This window comes from Hyalangium gracile (assembly GCF_020103725.1).
Lineage (GTDB): Bacteria > Myxococcota > Myxococcia > Myxococcales > Myxococcaceae > Hyalangium > Hyalangium gracile.
The window spans coordinates 1-16,223 of sequence record NZ_JAHXBG010000029.1; the positions used below are offsets into that span (position 1 = coordinate 1).

Annotated in this window: 16 protein-coding genes; 9 read left to right on the plus strand and 7 right to left on the minus strand. The window is 71.2% G+C overall.

The genetic code is table 11. The features are described from left to right. Nucleotides 1-704 precede the first annotated feature (704 nt). The 3 genes from KY572_RS38835 to KY572_RS38845 all read left to right on the plus strand — a co-directional run bounded on the left by KY572_RS38835 (nucleotide 705) and on the right by KY572_RS38845 (nucleotide 4,876). Nucleotides 705-1,175 carry a hypothetical protein gene (locus tag KY572_RS38835; protein WP_224248781.1) on the plus strand — a complete coding sequence of 157 codons (471 nt, stop codon included), beginning with the start codon at nucleotides 705-707 and terminating at the stop codon, nucleotides 1,173-1,175. 69 nt (nucleotides 1,176-1,244) lie between these two features. Then, nucleotides 1,245-4,259 carry a hypothetical protein gene (locus KY572_RS38840; RefSeq protein WP_224248782.1) on the plus strand — a complete coding sequence of 1,005 codons (3,015 nt, stop codon included), beginning with the start codon at nucleotides 1,245-1,247 and terminating at the stop codon, nucleotides 4,257-4,259. A 14-nt stretch (nucleotides 4,260-4,273) separates the two neighbouring features. Then, complete coding sequence (locus tag KY572_RS38845; RefSeq protein ID WP_224248783.1) at nucleotides 4,274-4,876, plus strand: hypothetical protein; 603 nt, start codon at nucleotides 4,274-4,276, stop codon at nucleotides 4,874-4,876. Nucleotides 4,877-4,891: 15 nt separating this feature from the next. On the opposite strand, the gene KY572_RS38850 is transcribed toward KY572_RS38845, so the two are convergent. Beyond that, complete coding sequence (locus KY572_RS38850) at nucleotides 4,892-5,638, minus strand: anti-sigma factor family protein (RefSeq protein WP_224248784.1); 747 nt, start codon at nucleotides 5,636-5,638, stop codon at nucleotides 4,892-4,894. After that, complete coding sequence (locus tag KY572_RS38855; protein WP_224248785.1) at nucleotides 5,635-6,294, minus strand: RNA polymerase sigma factor; 660 nt, start codon at nucleotides 6,292-6,294, stop codon at nucleotides 5,635-5,637. The genes KY572_RS38850 and KY572_RS38855 overlap by 4 nt, the downstream gene beginning before the upstream one ends. A 127-nt stretch (nucleotides 6,295-6,421) precedes the next feature. Between KY572_RS38855 and KY572_RS38860 the strand changes: the two genes are divergently transcribed. From KY572_RS38860 to KY572_RS38870, 3 genes are read left to right on the plus strand one after another with little or no spacing between them, the layout of a single operon-like run. Further along, entirely contained in the window at nucleotides 6,422-7,702 is a 1,281-nt protein-coding gene (locus KY572_RS38860; RefSeq protein WP_224248786.1) for a caspase family protein, read from the plus strand. Next, nucleotides 7,702-8,445: a hypothetical protein gene (locus KY572_RS38865; protein WP_224248870.1), complete on the plus strand. Its 744-nt coding sequence runs from the start codon at nucleotides 7,702-7,704 to the stop codon at nucleotides 8,443-8,445. The genes KY572_RS38860 and KY572_RS38865 overlap by 1 nt, the downstream gene beginning before the upstream one ends. Next, nucleotides 8,442-9,560, plus strand: a complete 1,119-nt coding sequence (locus KY572_RS38870; RefSeq protein ID WP_224248787.1) for an Ig domain-containing protein — start codon at nucleotides 8,442-8,444, stop codon at nucleotides 9,558-9,560. Before KY572_RS38865 ends, KY572_RS38870 begins: the two co-directional genes overlap by 4 nt. Nucleotides 9,561-9,579: 19 nt before the next feature. On the opposite strand, the gene KY572_RS38875 is transcribed toward KY572_RS38870, so the two are convergent. Continuing rightward, nucleotides 9,580-9,993, minus strand: coding sequence for a response regulator (locus KY572_RS38875; protein WP_224248788.1), 414 nt, complete (start codon nucleotides 9,991-9,993; stop codon nucleotides 9,580-9,582). Between the two features lie 47 nt (nucleotides 9,994-10,040). Further along, nucleotides 10,041-11,486, minus strand: coding sequence for a DNA recombination protein RmuC (gene rmuC, locus KY572_RS38880; protein ID WP_224248789.1), 1,446 nt, complete (start codon nucleotides 11,484-11,486; stop codon nucleotides 10,041-10,043). 102 nt (nucleotides 11,487-11,588) lie between these two features. Here rmuC and KY572_RS38885 point away from each other — a divergent pair, with 102 nt between their 5' ends. Both KY572_RS38885 and KY572_RS38890 read left to right on the plus strand, forming a co-directional pair. Next, nucleotides 11,589-12,968, plus strand: coding sequence for a DEAD/DEAH box helicase family protein (locus KY572_RS38885; protein ID WP_224248790.1), 1,380 nt, complete (start codon nucleotides 11,589-11,591; stop codon nucleotides 12,966-12,968). Next, nucleotides 12,962-14,176 (plus strand): DUF790 family protein, encoded by a 1,215-nt coding sequence (locus tag KY572_RS38890; protein ID WP_224248791.1) that lies wholly within the window; start codon nucleotides 12,962-12,964, stop codon nucleotides 14,174-14,176. Before KY572_RS38885 ends, KY572_RS38890 begins: the two co-directional genes overlap by 7 nt. A gap of 18 nt (nucleotides 14,177-14,194) precedes the next feature. On the opposite strand, the gene KY572_RS38895 is transcribed toward KY572_RS38890, so the two are convergent. After that, complete coding sequence (locus tag KY572_RS38895) at nucleotides 14,195-14,575, minus strand: helix-turn-helix transcriptional regulator (protein WP_224248792.1); 381 nt, start codon at nucleotides 14,573-14,575, stop codon at nucleotides 14,195-14,197. Nucleotides 14,576-14,700: 125 nt separating this feature from the next. Here KY572_RS38895 and KY572_RS38900 point away from each other — a divergent pair, with 125 nt between their 5' ends. Next, complete coding sequence (locus KY572_RS38900) at nucleotides 14,701-15,105, plus strand: response regulator (RefSeq protein ID WP_224248793.1); 405 nt, start codon at nucleotides 14,701-14,703, stop codon at nucleotides 15,103-15,105. Between the two features lie 12 nt (nucleotides 15,106-15,117). Here KY572_RS38900 and KY572_RS38905 read toward each other — a convergent pair whose 3' ends face one another. Both KY572_RS38905 and KY572_RS38910 read right to left on the minus strand, forming a co-directional pair. Beyond that, nucleotides 15,118-15,906 (minus strand): thioesterase II family protein, encoded by a 789-nt coding sequence (locus KY572_RS38905; RefSeq protein WP_224248794.1) that lies wholly within the window; start codon nucleotides 15,904-15,906, stop codon nucleotides 15,118-15,120. Continuing rightward, nucleotides 15,903-16,121, minus strand: coding sequence for an MbtH family protein (locus KY572_RS38910; protein ID WP_224248795.1), 219 nt, complete (start codon nucleotides 16,119-16,121; stop codon nucleotides 15,903-15,905). Before KY572_RS38910 ends, KY572_RS38905 begins: the two co-directional genes overlap by 4 nt. Nucleotides 16,122-16,223 lie beyond the last annotated feature (102 nt).

A 16,223-nucleotide genomic window follows, 5' to 3' on the forward strand; every position in this document is an offset into this window, starting at 1 on the left:
CCCCGTCCCGCCCCGCCCCCCCCGCCCCCGCCGCCCTACCCGTACTGCCCCGTACTGCCCGCCCCCGCCGCCCTACCCGTACCGCCCCGTACTGCCCGACCCCGCCGCCCTGCCCCGTACTGCCCGACCCCGCCGCCCTACCCGTACTGCCCGACCCCGCCGCCCTACCCGTACTGCCCCGTACTGCCCCGTCCTGCCCCGACCCCACCGCCCTGCCCCGTCCTGCCCCGACCCCGCCGCCCTGCCCCGTACTGCTCGACCCACCCTGTCCTGCCCCGTACTGCCCGACCCCACCGCCCGACCCCGTACAGCCCCGCACCACCCGACCCGCCACCCCTGCACCACCGGTACTGCCCCCTGCCCCCCGACCCGCCCAACCTCACCGTCCCGCCCGTCCTGCCCGCCCCGCCCAACCGTCCCGCCCAACCCCACCAACCCGCCCTGCCTTACCGCCCCGTGCTGCCCACGCCTTGGTCCTTAGCATCCCGCGTGCCGTCCCCTCTGCCCGCCTCATTTCCTCGTAGTTTCGAGGATTTAGGCGGCATGGCACCTCAGGACAGGGGACCGTCGGAACCCGGGCTCTGAAAAAACTTCCAGACCCGTCCAGGGGCACTGGAAACAGGGCAGAAAACACCGCCAGAACCGCAACCAGGCTGCTTGCTCTGGTCGCCGCAACGGCAGCCGGGCGCGCTAGAACTCGCCCCATGTCCAGTCTCCCGCCCTGCGGGCTGTACCGAACCCGGCGAGCCCTCGGCTCCTCGATCCCCGAGGGACGCCTCGTCTACTTCCACAACCACGGGGATCCCGGCCCGGGCCTCTACCTGCCCAGCGGCTGGAGTGTGAACCGCGCGCGCTGGCACTCACACGGCACCACCCTCCCGGATCCGCAGTGGGCCCAGCACCTCGAGCCGCTCCTGGCCGAGGGCCTCTACCGCGTCCGAGCCGTCTTCACCTGCTGCGAGAAGCGCTGCCAGACCTTCGCGGAGGATCAGCTGGTCCAGCTCGGCTACAACGGCATGGCCGAGCCCATCCTCTTCATCCCCGAGTGGACCTCGACGGGGCTCTCCTTCCCGACGCAGGGCACCCTCGTGGACCGCGAGCGGCTGAGCCAGCTCGTCCCCCTGAAGGTGGCCGAGTCCCAGGAGCCGTCCGCGGACCGCGCCTTCCTCCACTGAACTGGACGCCTGACCCGAGCCGTGACCGCCCCGACGGCCGAGAGGTCTGTCGGAGCAGAGAGATCCCCCATGCGCCTGCACCTCATCGCAGCCTTGCTCGTCCTCGCCGGGTGCTCTCGCACCACCGAGGGCCCCACTCCCAGCATCACCGGCACCATCAACCCCCGTCAGCGCAACACCGCTCCGGCGCGCATGTGCAACGCGCAGGGAGACGAGCGGGGCTGGCGCCTGGAGCTGCTCGGCGAGCGCTTCACGCCCGTGCCCCAGGACGTGCTCACCGACACGCCGACGGTCGGCATGCCCGAGGTGACGCTGAAGGGCCCCGTCACGTTGACGCTCGACCGGGACCGCGTCTCCTATCGGGACTCGACGCTGCTCCTGCTGGACATCCCCACCCGGGACACCACGCCTCCCGCGGAGCTGCCCGAGGGCACGTATGCGGTGTCGGTGAGGAATCTCGGGGGCGGCACGGCCGAGCTGGCCGACCAGCTCATCGTCGTCCCGCCGCCCGTGGTGACGCGGGTGACGGCGCCCCAGGGCTTCACCTTCGTGGCTCCCAGCCCGCTGGTCATCGAGGGCACCGGCTTCCAGCCGAACACCTTCCCGGCGATGCGGCTGACGCGCGCCGGCTTCCCGGACGTGGAGCTCTTCACGACGACCGTGGAGTCCCCCACGCGCCTGCTCACGGAGCTGCCTGAAGGCACGCCCGAGGGCACCTACGACCTGGAGCTCACCAACCCCGAGGGCTGCTCCTTCACGCTGCCTGGGGCCCTCACCATCACCTATTCGCAGCTGGGCCTGCTCACCATCGAGCCGCGCTTCGGGTGGCAGCGGCGCAACCAGGCCATCACGATCCACAACGCGCCCACGGGCGACCAGCGCGCCTTCGCGGGAGGCTCGCCCGAGGCGTTCCTGGTGGCCCCGCTGAAGACGGCGCCCTCGGAGATGGTGGATATCCCGCTGAACCGGGTGGCGTTCGTCTCGTCCACCATCATCACCGCGGTGGTGCCCACGTGCTCGGGCAACGAGGCCCTGCCGCTGACGGCGGCGGACTGCCCGACCGGCATCGTTCCTGGCGGGCCCTATGCCCTCAAGGTGGCGGACACGAGCGGCGCGGTGGGGAGCGTGCCTGCCGCCAGCGGCTTCACCGTGCTGCGGAGCGAGCCGCCCGTCATCGACTCCATCTCGCCGTCGGCCATCGACACGCGCGGCCTGGATGCCACCACGCCGCTGGTGGTGACCGGGAGGAGCTTCGGGACGGGCGCGAAGGTCCAGTTGCTGAAGCAGCTCGCCACGGGGAATGTGCTCGCGTGTGAGCTGCCCGCCACCGGCACCGCGAGCGCCACGAGCCTGAGCGCGCGGGTGCCCCCCCTCATCGCCGCCGCGCAGTGTGCCGAGTTCACGACCACGGGCACCCAGGTGGCCGCCACGGCGGACCTGCAGCTCACCGCGGGGCTCTTCGTGGTGCGGGTACAGAACACGGCGGATCCGGCGTACGCGAACTACTCGGGCCTCATCGTCACCAACCCGGCGGCCAACCCGACGCCGGGGCCTGCCCTCCAGACGCGGCTCGCCACGGCACGCGCGGACTTCCCGCTCGTGCTGGCCACGGATGAGCTGGGGCAGCCCTTCCTGTACGCGCTCGGGGGCACCGACGGCACCAACACCCTGGCCTCCGTGGAGGTCGCCCCGGTGACGCTCTTCGGGGATGTCGGCGGCACCTGCACGGGCCCCACGTGCACCTTCCACACGCTGGAGCGCACACCGCTGGGCGTGGGGACCGAAGGAGAGACGCCGGAGCCACGCCGGGGACTCACCGCCGTGGTGCGCACCGTGCCGAACGACACCTCCTACGTCTTCGTCCTGGGAGGAGTGCGCTCCGACGGCACGGCGCTCTCCACGGTGGAGCGCGCGCAGGTGCTGAAGCTCTCCGACGCCCCGGCGCTCACCCCGCCCGAGCGGCTCACCCAGGAAGGGACCGCGCTGCCCCCCGGCACCTGGTACTACCGCGTGTCCGCCGTCCTCGGCGCGAGCGATCCGGAGAACCCGAACGGCGAGACGCTGCCCTCGGACGAGCACCCGGTGAAGTCGAACGCGGCGCTCAACGTGGCTCGCCTCACGTGGACGTGCGTTCCCGGCGCGGTGAAGTACCGCGTCTATCGGACCGCCACCGTCAACGAGACCTCGGGGGCCGAGCGGTTGCTGGAGGAAATCCCGGCCCCGACGACTCCCGCGTGCACGGGCTCCCCCCTGCCGCAGGTGAGCTACACGGACACGGGCTCGAAGGCGCCCGCCGCCAATGCGCCCCGGCCCCTGCCGCCGGGAGCCCTGGGGCGATGGGTGCGCACGAACATGCCCCAGCTCACGGTGGAGCGAGGCAATGCCGCGGCGCGAGTGGCAGGCGACAGCGTGTACGTGTCTGGCGGCTTCTGCTCGACGGCGGGAGGCAACTGCCCGTCGTCCGCTGGAGCCCTCCTCTCCAGCGTGGAGCGCGCGACGTTCAACGGCCCGCAACTGGGAGCCTTCGCGGTGGCCGGAAACATGACGCGAGCCCGCCAGCGACACTCGCTCGCCTTCGCGGACGCCTCCACCGCGCCGGGCTCCTTCACTCCGGCCGCACCGGACAACGCGCAGGATGCGTGGCTGCTGGCAGTGGGGGGAGACGCGGGTGGAGCGCCTCTGTCGGGCACCGGCATCATCGAGGTGGCGCAGGTGCGCAACAGCGGCGGCCCCATCGCCACGCCCGCCTTCAGCGCGGCCACCTACAACACCGCCGGAACGCATGGAGGATGGGCGGAGGTCATCGCCAACTACCTCTTCCAGGCGGGAAGCACGGGTGGGACCGGGTTCAAGCTCAACTCCGGCTTCGTCTGCCCTGGCAACGGGAACGATCCGGGCAAGTGCCTCGCGGCGACCAGCTTCGACGGCACGCTGGGTAGCTCCGCGATCAACGCCTACCAGCAGGGAGGCCCGCGCTATCTGGCGGGCAGCACGCTGTTCCGGGCCTTCATCTACGCCGCGGGTGGCTTCCCCAATGACGCGGGGGGCACACCGACCAACACCCTCGAGCGCATCATCTATTAGGGAGCCACCTCGCCATGACTGCCCTTCCTGTCCTCGCGCTCCTCGTCCTCGCCCAGGCCCCGGCCCCCGCCGAGCCTGCCTCCGAGGGAGATAGCATCCTGCTGGCGCCCAAGGTCGGCTTCTTCAAGAGCACCACTCCGCTCTCGGGAGCGCCCTTCTTCGCCGTGGAGGTGGGCTACCTCACGCCGCTGCTCGACCGGCGGCTGGCCATCGTGCTGGAGGGCAACATCCACCAGTCCGACGTGTCCGGGACGCTCAGCGATCCGCTGCTCACCCGAGGGGATGAGAACTACCGGCTCACCGAGCGCGAGATGGCCCTGCTGCTCTCGGCGGTGTACCGCTTCGAGGGGGCGCTCGGCTCGCTCACCCCGTACGCGGGGCTGGGCCCGGGCCTCTACCTGCACCAGGCCACCGCGCAGGGCTTCGGCGGAACGACGGTGGAGAAGGAAGGCACGCTCGGCTTCCAGCTCCTCGGAGGCGCCGAGCTGCGCCTGGGCCCGGGCGGCCTCTTCCTGGAGGCGCACTACCACTTCACGCAGGTGGACTTCCTCTCCACGGGCAACGTGAACGTGGGCGGGTTCCTCGCCGCGAGCCTGGGCTATCGCCTGCGGCTGTGAGCCCGCGGACGGCGCTCACCTGGCCGGAGTGAGCGTCACCGCCGACTCGCCCAGCGTCTGTCCCTTCTCATCGACGAAGCGGGCCCGCACCTCCAGGGGCCCGGCCAGCCAGCCGCCCTGCACCGGCGTGCTGTACGAGAGCGGAACGTCCACGCCCGGCGTCACCGGCGCGGCCTCGCCCTCGCGAGGGAAGAACTGGAGCACCTCGCCCGAGGGAGACTTCGCCGCCACCGACAGCCGCGCCCCCGCCGGAGCCGTGTAGCTGAACTGCACCGCCGAGCCCTCGGGGCATGCCAGCCTGCCGCCCGGCTGAGCCTCGCCCTGCACCTTCCCCTCGGGAGACACACAGAAGGCGCGCACGCCGAACGCGCTCTCCCCCGAGCCACTGCGCGCCTGCCACTCACCGTCCGCCGGCGCCACGTTCCGCCCTCGCGGGAGCACCACGAACATCGCCACCGCGGCCACCGCCACCGCCGGGAGCGCGACCTTCCACCAGTCCCAGAAGGAGCGACGCTCCGGAGCCGCGGCCCGCTCCGCGGCCTGCACCCGCGCCATGAGCCGGGCCTCGAGCAGCGCCTCGCGCCCCCGCGGCAGCACGCGCTTCTCCAGGGAGGACTCCACCCGCGAGAGCCGCTCATACGCGTCGCGGCACTCCGTGCAGGTGCGTGCGTGCTCGCTCAGCCGGGCGTGGCCCTCGGCATCCAGCTCCCCGAGGAACAGCGCCTCGAGCGCGGCCTTCGCTTCCAGGTTCTTGCACGTCATTCGTCGCCCCTCCCCTTCAGGAAACCCCAGCCCTTCGCCTGGATGCCCTGCAGGTAGCCATGCGTCTGCAGAAAGCCGAGCAACCGCTGCTTGAGGCCCTTCTCCCGCCGCCGCACCTGGATGCGGGTGAGCCCCACGCGCTCGGCCGCGCTCTCCTGCGCCAGTCCCTCGGTGAAGCGCAGCTCGAACAGCTGAAGCTCCTCCGGCGTGAGGCCGCCCTTGAACTCTCGCAGGAGCGCCTCCACCTCCTGGTCCTCGAGCCGCTGCTCCAGGCTCTCTCCACTGGTGGAGGCGTGGCCCAATTCCCAGTCCAGCGTGGTGCCCTCATCCTGCGGCCCCAGCCCCGCCACCACCTCGCGCGTGCGGGACTGCTCGAGCACCACGTTGCGCGCGATGCCCATGAGGAACTGTGCGTAGGGGCGCACGCCGTCGTACGCCAGGCGCGTCCGGGGTTCGAAGGCTCGTGCGAATGTCTCCAGCACGGTGTTCTCCACCTCGAGCGCGCCCTGCAGGTGGGCAAAGCCGCGCCCACGAAAGGCCACCGCCCGCAGCGCGCGAGCCAGCGGCTCGGCGTGCGCGCGATACACCTCTCCCAACACCTCCGGTGCGCCTTCCCGGAAGCGCCGCAATCGCTCCTGGTCCCACTCCCACGCCATCCCAGCCACATAGCAGCGGCGTTCAGCCGCCGTCACTCTCCCCTTGTCACTCGTGACCCCGGGTGGATCGCGTCACTGCAAAATGGCAGTCTAAAAGCCACTTTTTGCGCTCCGAGCACACGACCCCATGTCCCTGCCCCGCGCTTCCCTTCCCCTGAGCCTCTGGTCCCTGCTGCTGGGCCTGGGGCTCGCGCTGCCCTGGCAAGCCCAGGCGGCCACGCCCGAGCGCGTCTCCTACGCGCTGATCATCGCCAACAACGCCAGCCTGGACCCGAAGCAGGCCGCGCTGCGGTACGCGGACGATGACGGGGCGCGCTACTACGAGTTCTTCGCGCCGCAGGCGAAGGAGACGGTGCTGCTGAGCGTGCTCGACGCGGAGACGCAGGCGCGCCACCCCGGCCTGGCCGCGCGCACCCAGCCGCCCACGCGCGCCACGCTGAAGGAGTCCCTGACGCGCCTGTCGAGCCAGATGAAGCAGGACCGGGAGGCGGGCAGGCAGCCGGTGCTCTACTTCATCTTCACGGGCCACGGGCAGCGCGGAGCCGCGGGCGAGGGCACGGTGAGCCTGCTGGACGGGCCCTTCACCCGGACCGACCTCTACTCGCAGGTCATCACCCCCAGCCCGGCCAGCTTCATCCACCTCATCGTGGATGCGTGTGACTCGTACTTCTTCGTCAACGCGCGAGGCGGGCTGCCCATCGGCCCGGCGCAGACGGCGGCGGTGACGCAGCACCTGGCCTCGCGCGAGCTGGATCGCTTCCCGCAGGTGGGCGTGGTGCTGTCCACCTCCAGCGCGCAGGAGAGCCACGAGTGGAGCGCCATCTCCGCGGGCGTCTTCAGCCACCAGGTGCGCTCGGCGCTGGCGGGCGCGGCGGACGTGAACGGCGACGGCCGGGTGGAGTACTCGGAGCTCACCGCCTTCATCGCCGCCGCGAGCCAGGGCATCGAGGACGTGCGCGGCCGGCTGGACATCTTCGCGCGGCCGCCCCCGCTGGACCGGAGCGCTCCGCTGAGCGACCTGGGCCGCAGCTCGGGCCTGGGTTACCTGCTGGTGCCGGAGGGGACGAGCGGACGCATGTGGGTGGAGGACACCCGGGGCGTGCGCGTGGCGGACTTCCACAAGGAGCGTGAGCGCCCCATGGTGGTGGCCCTGCCGCCGGACCGCAGCTACTTCCTGCGCTCGGCGGGCCGGGAGACACGCCTGACGATGAGCCGCGCCGGAGCCGTGGTGGACGCTGGCGCCCTCTCCTGGAGCGCCTCGGCGGTGGCCAGCCGTGGGCCCGTGGAGGAGGCCTTCCGCGACAAGCTCTTCAGCGTGGCGTTCGGCCCGCGCTTCTACAGCGGCTACGTGGCGAGCCAGGGGGAGACACCGGTCGCCATGAATGACGGGCCCGACCTCTCGCCGTGATGCTCCTGCCCCTGGCGCTGATGCTGAGCCTCGGCGCGACCCCGCCAGGGCTTCCATGTGAGGGGGAGCGGCTGGTGCTGCTGCCCTTCGACACGGTGGCGCTGCCGCGGGCCGAGGCCCGGCGCACGGAGGAGGCCGTCCGACGCGCCGTGGCGAAGATGGCGGGCGTGTGCCTGGAGTCGCGCAAGGAGACGGTGGAGCGGCTGCTCGCGCAGGCGGGCCAGCAGGAGGTGTGCACGGAGGCCACCTGCCGCGCGGCGGAGGTGAAGTCGCTCGGCGCCCGGTGGCTCGTCCGCGGACGGGTGCTGGGGCTGGGAGGCGAGCGCACCGTGGCGCTGGTGCTGGTGGCGGCCGACGGACAGGAGACGCGGAGCACCTTCCAGGTCCCGGAGCGGGATGCAGGCATGGAGCAGGCCGCCCAGAAGGCCTTCGAGCCCCTCTGGAGGGTGAAGACACGGCGGACGGAGGAGAAGAAGCTGCGCCCCTGGCCGGTGGTGCTCATGGGCACGGGCGTGGCGGCGCTGGCGGCGGGCGTGGGCTTCGGCATGGCGGCGCGATCCACGGAGCGCCGCTTCTCTCAAGGAGATGGGGGATGCGCGGGTGAGGGCGAGGAGTTCCGCCGCTGCTTCGCGGACGGGCTGCGCCGCGGGGAGCGTCAGAGCAAGCTCGCCACGGGGCTGACGGGGGCCGGGGCCGTGCTGGGCGCGGGAGGCGCCATTCTCTTCGTGTGGGAGCTGCCATGAACTCGCGTCTGGCCATGCTGGGATTGGGCCTGCTGTGCGCGGCGGGACTGGTCTCCTCCTGCCGCTTCGACCCGGATCTCAACCGCTTCGCGACCTGCGCCGAGAACGACATGTGCGCTCCGGGCTTCACGTGTCTCAAGGAGGCCGGGCGCTGCCTGCCCGACTGTGGCGCGTTGGGCCCCTGCCCCATCGAGGAGCCTCCCCTCCCGCTGCCGGATGCGGGGCCGGACGAGGACGGCGGCGTGGATGGGGGCGTGGATGGGGGAACCGACTCGGGGGTCGACGCAGGCACGGATGGGGGCGTGGACGCAGGCCCCCTCACCCTGGTGACGGCGAAGCTCCCGCTAGGAGTCGAGGATATCCCCTACTCGGCGCCGCTGGAGGTGCGGGGGGGCACGCCGCCGTACCAGTTCCGGTCCACGAAAGAGCTGCCCGCCTGGCTCTCGTTCGATGGTGGAGTCCTCTCGGGCAAGCCGCTGCAGGTCGGCACCTACAGCGTGGCCGTCGAGGTCTCGGACTCGAGCGACCCCTCCGTCCAGCGCAGCGCGACCTATGACGTGCGGGTGCGCCCCCAGCTGCGAGTCGCGGGCCCGGGGACCCTCGTGGACGGCTACCAGAACACCGCCTACATCGAGACGATCACCGCCACCGGAGGAATCGGGAACTACTCCTTCTCGATCGCTGGCGGCAACTCCCACCCGGATCTCCGGCTGGGGAACACTGGGAATGTGACGGGCACGCCCGGCCCCACCGGCACCTACGTCTTCCGTGTCCAGGTGAAGGACTCGGATCCCGAGGAGCCGCAGGTGGTGGAGCGAGAGCTGAAGCTCGCCATCAAGTCACCGCCGCTGGTGCTGACGACGGTGGTCTCCACCCAGTCCCTGCCCGACGGGCGCGTGGGGACTCCCTATGAGTACGTGCTGAGGACGAACCCCAGCGCCAACGGCACCTGGACCATCAAGGAAGGCGCGCTGCCCGGCGGAATCCGGCTCGATGCCAATCCGCCGACGCTCTCGGGGACGCCCAACGAACGAGGCACGTTCCCCGTGAAGTTCCAGGTGACGGAAGGCCTGCTGCTGAACGTCGAGGTCCCCCTGGAGATCAGGGTCTACTGACCGCGGACCGGTACGCCGCTCAGGCCTGCCCCACGGGCGGACGGAAGACGCGCAGCAGGTGCTGGGCGAGCACCTCCTCCAGGGACTCCTTGAGCGCGCAGAGCACCTGGTGCAGGCCCTCGGCGGACTCGGGGACGCTGCGCAGATCGCGCACGCGCTCGTGCGAGCCGTCGAAGACACGCAGGCTCCCTGGCACCAGCGCGATGACGGCCTGGCCGGGGTGGCGCTTGCGCAGCAGGGCGAGGAAGAGGGGGTGGTCCTCGTCGGGTCGGCGCAGGTCCACCACGACGACGGCCGGAGGCGTGGAGGCAATGGAGGAGAGCGCGGCGTCCGCATCCTCGGCAGCACGGACCTTCACCTCGGGCTCCGCGAGGAACCGCTGGAGCAGATCGCGCGAGGCGCGGTGTGGGCTGACGACGAGGACGTGACGCATGGAGGGAAGCAGGTAACCGCAGCCCCAGGCTCCGGGCAAGCCCGGGTTCAGCTTTCGGGCAGTCCTGCCTGCTCGGCGAGGAGAGGGTCCAGCTCGGGGGCGCGCAGCGAGCGGGTTCCGGAATTCAGCGTGGGGAGGCCGGGCAGGTCCTCTCCGGCCGCGGCGCCCAGCTCCTTGAAGCGCCGGGCGCCGGGGAGCACGCGCACCTCCAGCGAGCCCACGGTGGTGTTGTAGGCGTCCACGGCGCGGTCCAGGTTCTTGCCCAGCTCCGCGAAGTGCCGGGCGAGTGTCCGAATCCGGTCATACAGCGTGCGCCCCAGCTCGCGGATCTCCTGGGCATTGCGAGCCACGTTCTCCTGGCGCCAGCCGTAGGCCACCGCGCGCAGCAGGGCGATGAGGGTGGTAGGGGTGGAGAGGATGACCTGGCGCTCCACGCCGGCCTCGATGAGGGCGGGGTCCTGCTCCAGGGCGGCGCTGAAGAACGTCTCGCCGGGCAGGAACATCACCACGAACTCGGGGGCGGAGGGGAACTGCTCCCAGTAGGCCTTGTCGCCCAGGGCCTTGAGGTGGGCGCGAGTCTGGGCCGCGTGCTCTCGCAGCTTCGCCAGACGCGTGGCGTCATCGCGGGCCTCCAGCGCCTCGAGGTACGCCTGGAGCGGCGCCTTGGAGTCGACGACGACGCTCTTCCCACCGGGCAGGCGCACCACGAGGTCCGGCCGCAGGCGCCCGCGCTCGCTGGTGACGGTCTCCTGCTGGACGAAGTCGCAGCACTCCACCATGCCGGCCATCTCCACCACGCGCCGCAGCTGGATCTCCCCCCACCGGCCACGCACGGTGGGAGCGCGCAGGGCGCCCACGAGGCTGGCCGTCTCGGCGCGCAGGGCCTCCTGGGTGGAGGCGAGCGCCTGGAGCTGCTGCGCGAGCCCGCCATAGGCCTGGGCGCGGGCCTGCTCGAGCTGGCCCACCTGGACATCCACCTTCTCGAGGGACTCGCGCAGGGGCTTCACCAGCTCCTCGATCTTCCGCTCGCGCTGGGCCAGGTCGGTGCGAGCGCCCTCCTGGAAGCGCGAGAGCTGGAGCTGGGCCAGCTCGAGGAAGGACTGGCTGTTCATCCGCAGCGCGTCCGCGGAGAGCGCCTTGAAGGACTGGGCCAGCTCATCCCGAGCGTCGGTGAGCAGCTCCAGCTTCTCCTCCATGGCCCTGCGCTCCTCGGTCCTGGCGGCCATGAGCGAGGACAGCCGCACCTCCAGCTCGGAGCAGGACTCCTGGAGCTGGCGGGCGCGCAGGCGCTCGGCGTCCAGGGCGCGGCGCAGCTCCTGGACTTCCGCCTCACGGCCTCGGAGGCGCTCGGCGAGGGTGGCACGCTCGGCCTCCCCCTCCATCCGGACCAGCCGGGTTGCGTGATTCAGGCGCCCCTGGAGGAGCAGCCACGTCAGGCCGACACCGAGCAGGCAGCCGACGACCAGCAGAGCGAGGGGAAGAACGAGGGCCATAGAGGGCCTGGGCCGTTAGCACACCGGTCTGACATGCCCCTGTTCCACCCTTGGAGGGAGTGGCGCCGGGGCGTGGAAAAGGCTACTCACCAGGTTCTACGGATGGCGACGGAGCTCCACTTCGACTGCGGCACGCTGGTTGCGCCCACGCTCCCGGATGATGCCCGGTTGCGGGCGCTCTTCCAGAAAGACGCCCGTACAGGGGTATATCGGGCGGCGGCCTGGCGCTACCGGGAGGCGGTGCTGCGGCTGCGGGAGCTGGGCGAGCCGTACGAGGACCGGGCGCGGCGCTTCGAGCCGGTGGACCTGAAGCTGACGGTCCCCATCGAGCCCTTCCCGCACCAGCGCGAGGCGCTCGAGGCCTGGCGGCAGGCGGGCAGCCGGGGGGTGGTGGAGTTGCCGACGGGCTCGGGCAAGACGCTGCTGGCGGTGCTGGCCATCGCGCACCTGAAGCGGCCCACGCTGGTGGTGGTGCCGACGCTGGACCTGATGGCGCAGTGGCAGCAGGTGCTGGAGAAGCACCTGGGGGTGAAGGTGGGGCTGCTGGGCGGAGGGGTGATGGACCGGCAGCCGCTGACGGTGACGACGTACGACTCGGCGACGGCGCAGACGGAGTTCCACGGCAACTGCTTCGGCCTGCTCATCTGTGACGAGTGCCACCACCTGCCAGCGCCGAGCTACCGCTTCATCGCGGAGGGCTCGCTGGCGCCGTACCGGCTGGGGCTGTCGGCGACGCTGGAGCGCACGGACGGAGGCGAGCGCGTCTGCGAGGAGCTGCTGGGCCCCCGGGTGTACCACGTGGACATCCGCGAGCTGCAGGGGCGCTACCTGGCGCCGTACGAGGTGCAGCGCATCGAGGTGCCGCTGAGCCCCGAGGAGAAGGCAAGGTACGACGAGGCGCGCGCTCTCTACATCGGCTTCCTGAGGAAGAACGGCATCTCCCTGGCGGCGCCGGAGGGCTTCGCGAGGTTCCTGGCGCAGAGCCAGCGCAGCGACGAGGGCCGCGCGGCCTACCGGGGCTACCGCGAGCAGAAGCGCATCGCGCTGACGTCCTCGGCGAAGATGGACGTGCTCTGGCACATCCTCATGAAGCACCGGGAGGACCGGGTGCTGGTCTTCACGGAGGACAACGAGACGGTGTTCACGCTGGCGCGGCGCCTGCTGCTGCCGGCCATCACGCACCACACGACGGTGCCCGAGCGCAAGGCCCTGCTCACCGCCTTCGCGAGCGGAGAGCTGCCGGTGCTGCTCACCTCGAAGGTGCTCAACGAGGGCGTGGACGTACCGGACGCGCGCGTGGGGGTGGTGCTCAGCGGCAGCGGCAGTGTGCGCGAGCACGTGCAGCGGCTGGGACGCATCCTCCGCCAGCGGCCGGGAAAGCGCGCGCTCCTGTACGAAGTGTGCTCGGCGCAGACGGCGGAGAGCGGCATCAGCGAGCGGCGCAGGCAGCACCGGGCCTACCAGGAGAGCGAGCCGTGCTGACCCGGGACCTGCTGCTCTTCCGAGTCCGGGAGGGAAGGCTGCGCCCCTCCTTCATCAAGCGGGACGATGCGGAGCTGCTGGCGCTGGCCCGGGAGCTCATCGCCGAGGTGGACGGAGCGAAGGGCCAGACGCGGGACGACGTGGAGGAGACGCTCTCGCTCAGGGCCGGCGCCTTCACCCGTCCCCGCGTGGCGAGAGGGCTGGTGAAGCTGCTGCTGGACCGGGCGCAGTTCGACGAGGCCGTGGAAGGCGTGGCGCAGACACGCTGGGAGCGCTTCCAGCTCGCCGCGCGGGTGCTGCGCGAGCTGCCCCCGGACGCATCCGTGGAGGCGTACGAGGCCCGGCTCGCGGAGGCATTGCCGGCGCCGCTGCCCGACATCCGCGAGGCGCTCTATGCGGACCTGCCAGGTCACCGTCGCCTGCTGGGCTGGGAGGTCCTCACGCCACCCGACCTGCTGGATCGCTACAACCTGGCGCTGGCGCAGGGCCCGCTGCTCGGAGCAAGACGCCTCACCCTGCGCGCGCGGTCACCGGAACTGCTGCGCGTGAGGAAGCTGCTGCGCTGGCTGAAGTTCTGCCGGCTGGTGGCGGAGGTGCGTCGAGACGGTGAGGACTGGGCCCTGGAAGTCGAAGGTCCAGGGGCACTGCTCTCGTTGCAGAAGAAGTACGGGCTGCAGCTGGCGAGCTTCCTCTCGGTGGTGCCGGTGCTGGAGCGCTGGGAGCTGATGGCGGAGGTAGAGGCGAGCGCCCGCAAGCGGGCCACGCTGGTGCTGGACCACCGGGATCCGCTGGTGTCGCTGCTGCCGGCGGCGCTCGGCCACATTCCGCCCGAGGTGGCCACGCTGGCGGAGGGCTTCGAGGACGCGGAGTGGGAGCTGGACCTCACGCCGCTGCCGCGCCACATGGGAGCCGCCGGGCTGTGCGTGCCGGACCTCACCTTCCGCCACCGGAAGAAGCGGCGCGAGGTGGCGCTGGAGCTCTTCCACGCGTGGCATGCGGGGCCACTGGAGCGAAGGCTCCGGGAGCTGCGCTCCAGACCGGACCCGGGGCTGCTACTGGGAGTGGACCGGGCGCTGGCACGGGGCGAGGAGCGGGAGGCGCTGGAGGCCCACCCTCAGGTGGTGCTCTTCAACGGATTCCCCTCCGCGCGGCGACTGCGCGAGCGTCTGACCCGGCTCGTCGAGGAGCCAGGGCCGGCAGGAGCCTGAGCCGACCCCGGAGGGAGGTCAGCCGTTGTTGCCGCCCCGACTGGGGCGGAAGTTGGCGGCCAGGACACTGAGCAGCCGGATGGAGCTGCGGTCCAGCTGGCGGGCGCGCCGCATGAGCCGGCGCAGCTCGGAGGGCTCTCCATGGTCCGAGGGCGGCTCGGCGACCCACTTCACGTCCTGGGAGGGCTTGAGGCCGAGCGCCTCGTCCGCGGAGATGGAGAGCACGACGCACAGCCGGCGAAAGGTCTGGATGCTCGGGAGCATGTGGCCGCGCTCGAGACGACCATAGACTTCGCTCGCAATGCCAATGCGCTCGGCGACGTCGGCCTGCGTGAGATTGAGGCGCTGTCGGGCGAGGCGTGCTGCCCCTCCGAGCCTGGAGGCGAGGGTCTTTTCCATGTTCGTTAACCCAACGGGTTCGCCTATGTCGATATGACTTGCAGGGTTGGCTTCCAAGAACTCGGCGGGTAGGCTTCATTCAATCTGACCAGGTGAGTCACATTGCCCGGGGAGGTGTGATCGGTATGGTGCGAACGAAGCTGCCCTCGTTTCTCTTCGTGGATCAGGACCCGCAGTGGCTGGCGGCGCTGCGCAGGGCCAGTAGAGACCTGCCAGGTCCCAAGCACTTCGCGCGCAGCGCGGAGGAGGCCATGGACCTCTTGCGGGCCCACGAGCCCGCGGTGGTGGTCAGCGGCTACGGCCTGCCCGAGGAGGACGGGCTGAGCCTGCTGGAGCGGATGAAGGAGGAGGACCCGCGCGTCGCCTGCGTGCTCCACACGGCCCATCCGCCCCGGCTGCTGCCGGGCACGCGAGGCATCGCGCTGGTGGAGAAGGGCACGGCGCCGGGGATGCTGCAGGCGGTGCTGAACGCGCTCTGGGTGGCGCTCACGGGAAGGTCGCCCACATCCGTCCAGCGCTATCTGATGTGAGGACCCGACGTATCAGGTTGGAGCGGGAAACCAGCGGCTCAGGGTCCGCTCCACGGCCTCGCGCAGCACGTCCGCGGCGGAGTGGATGAAGAAGTGACCGCCGGGGATGATCTGAAGCGAGAAGTCCTGGGTGGTGTAGTCGCGCCACGTCTGCAGGGACTCGGGGGTGGGCTGCCGGTCCTCCGTGCCTCCCCAGACGGCCATGGGCACGGAGAGCGGGGCCTCCTCGGGGTGGACGAACGTGTCCAGCATCTCGAAGTCGGCGCGCACCATGGGCAGCAGCAGCTCCATGAGCTCCCGGTTGGCGAGCACCTGAGGGGGAGCGGCGCCATAGCGGCGGAGCTCCCCGATGAGGCCCTCGTCCGACAGGGTGTAGGTATTGCGGGGCCGCCACAGCTTGGGCGGCAGGCCGGCGGCCATCATCACCCCTCGCGGAGAGGGAGCGCCCGAGCGCCGCAGCCAGTACGACAGCATGAGGGAGATGACGGTGCCCAGGCTGTAGCCGAAGAAGGCGAACGGCCGGTCCAGCAGGGGCAGCATGACGGGGCCGAGCGTGTCGACGAGCGCGGAGACCCTCCGGAAGGGAGGCTCATGGAAGCGCGTCTCGCGCCCGGGGTACTGGACGGCGATCACCTCCACGGAGGGGCCGAGGCTCGCCCAGCGATGGAGGACGGAGGCGGAGCCCCCGGCGAACGGGAAGCAGAACAGGCGCAGCCGAGCTCCAGGTTGGGGCTTCCAATACGGGAACCACGCCTTGGTGGCCGCGCTGGTCGGCCCCGTCCCGCCGTGTGCGACCGTCATGACTTGGACTTCTGCTCCTCCATGCGCTTGCGAAGACTCAGCGGGCGCATGTCCGTCCAGACCTCCTTGATATAGGCGAGGCACTCGTCCTTGGTGCCCTGCTTACCGGCATCCTTCCAGCCCAGGGCGTTCTCACGGTCCGCGGGCCAGATGGAGTACTGCTCCTCGTGGTTGATGACCACCTTGTACTGCGTCTTGTCGTCCTCGCCGCTCATGGTTGCCTCCGCGGGCCTGATATCGCCAGCCGGCGCATTCTACAGATCTCGGGTCGGGATCCGACATCGATCCTGCATGGCCGGTGGGTCCGGGAGGCCAGG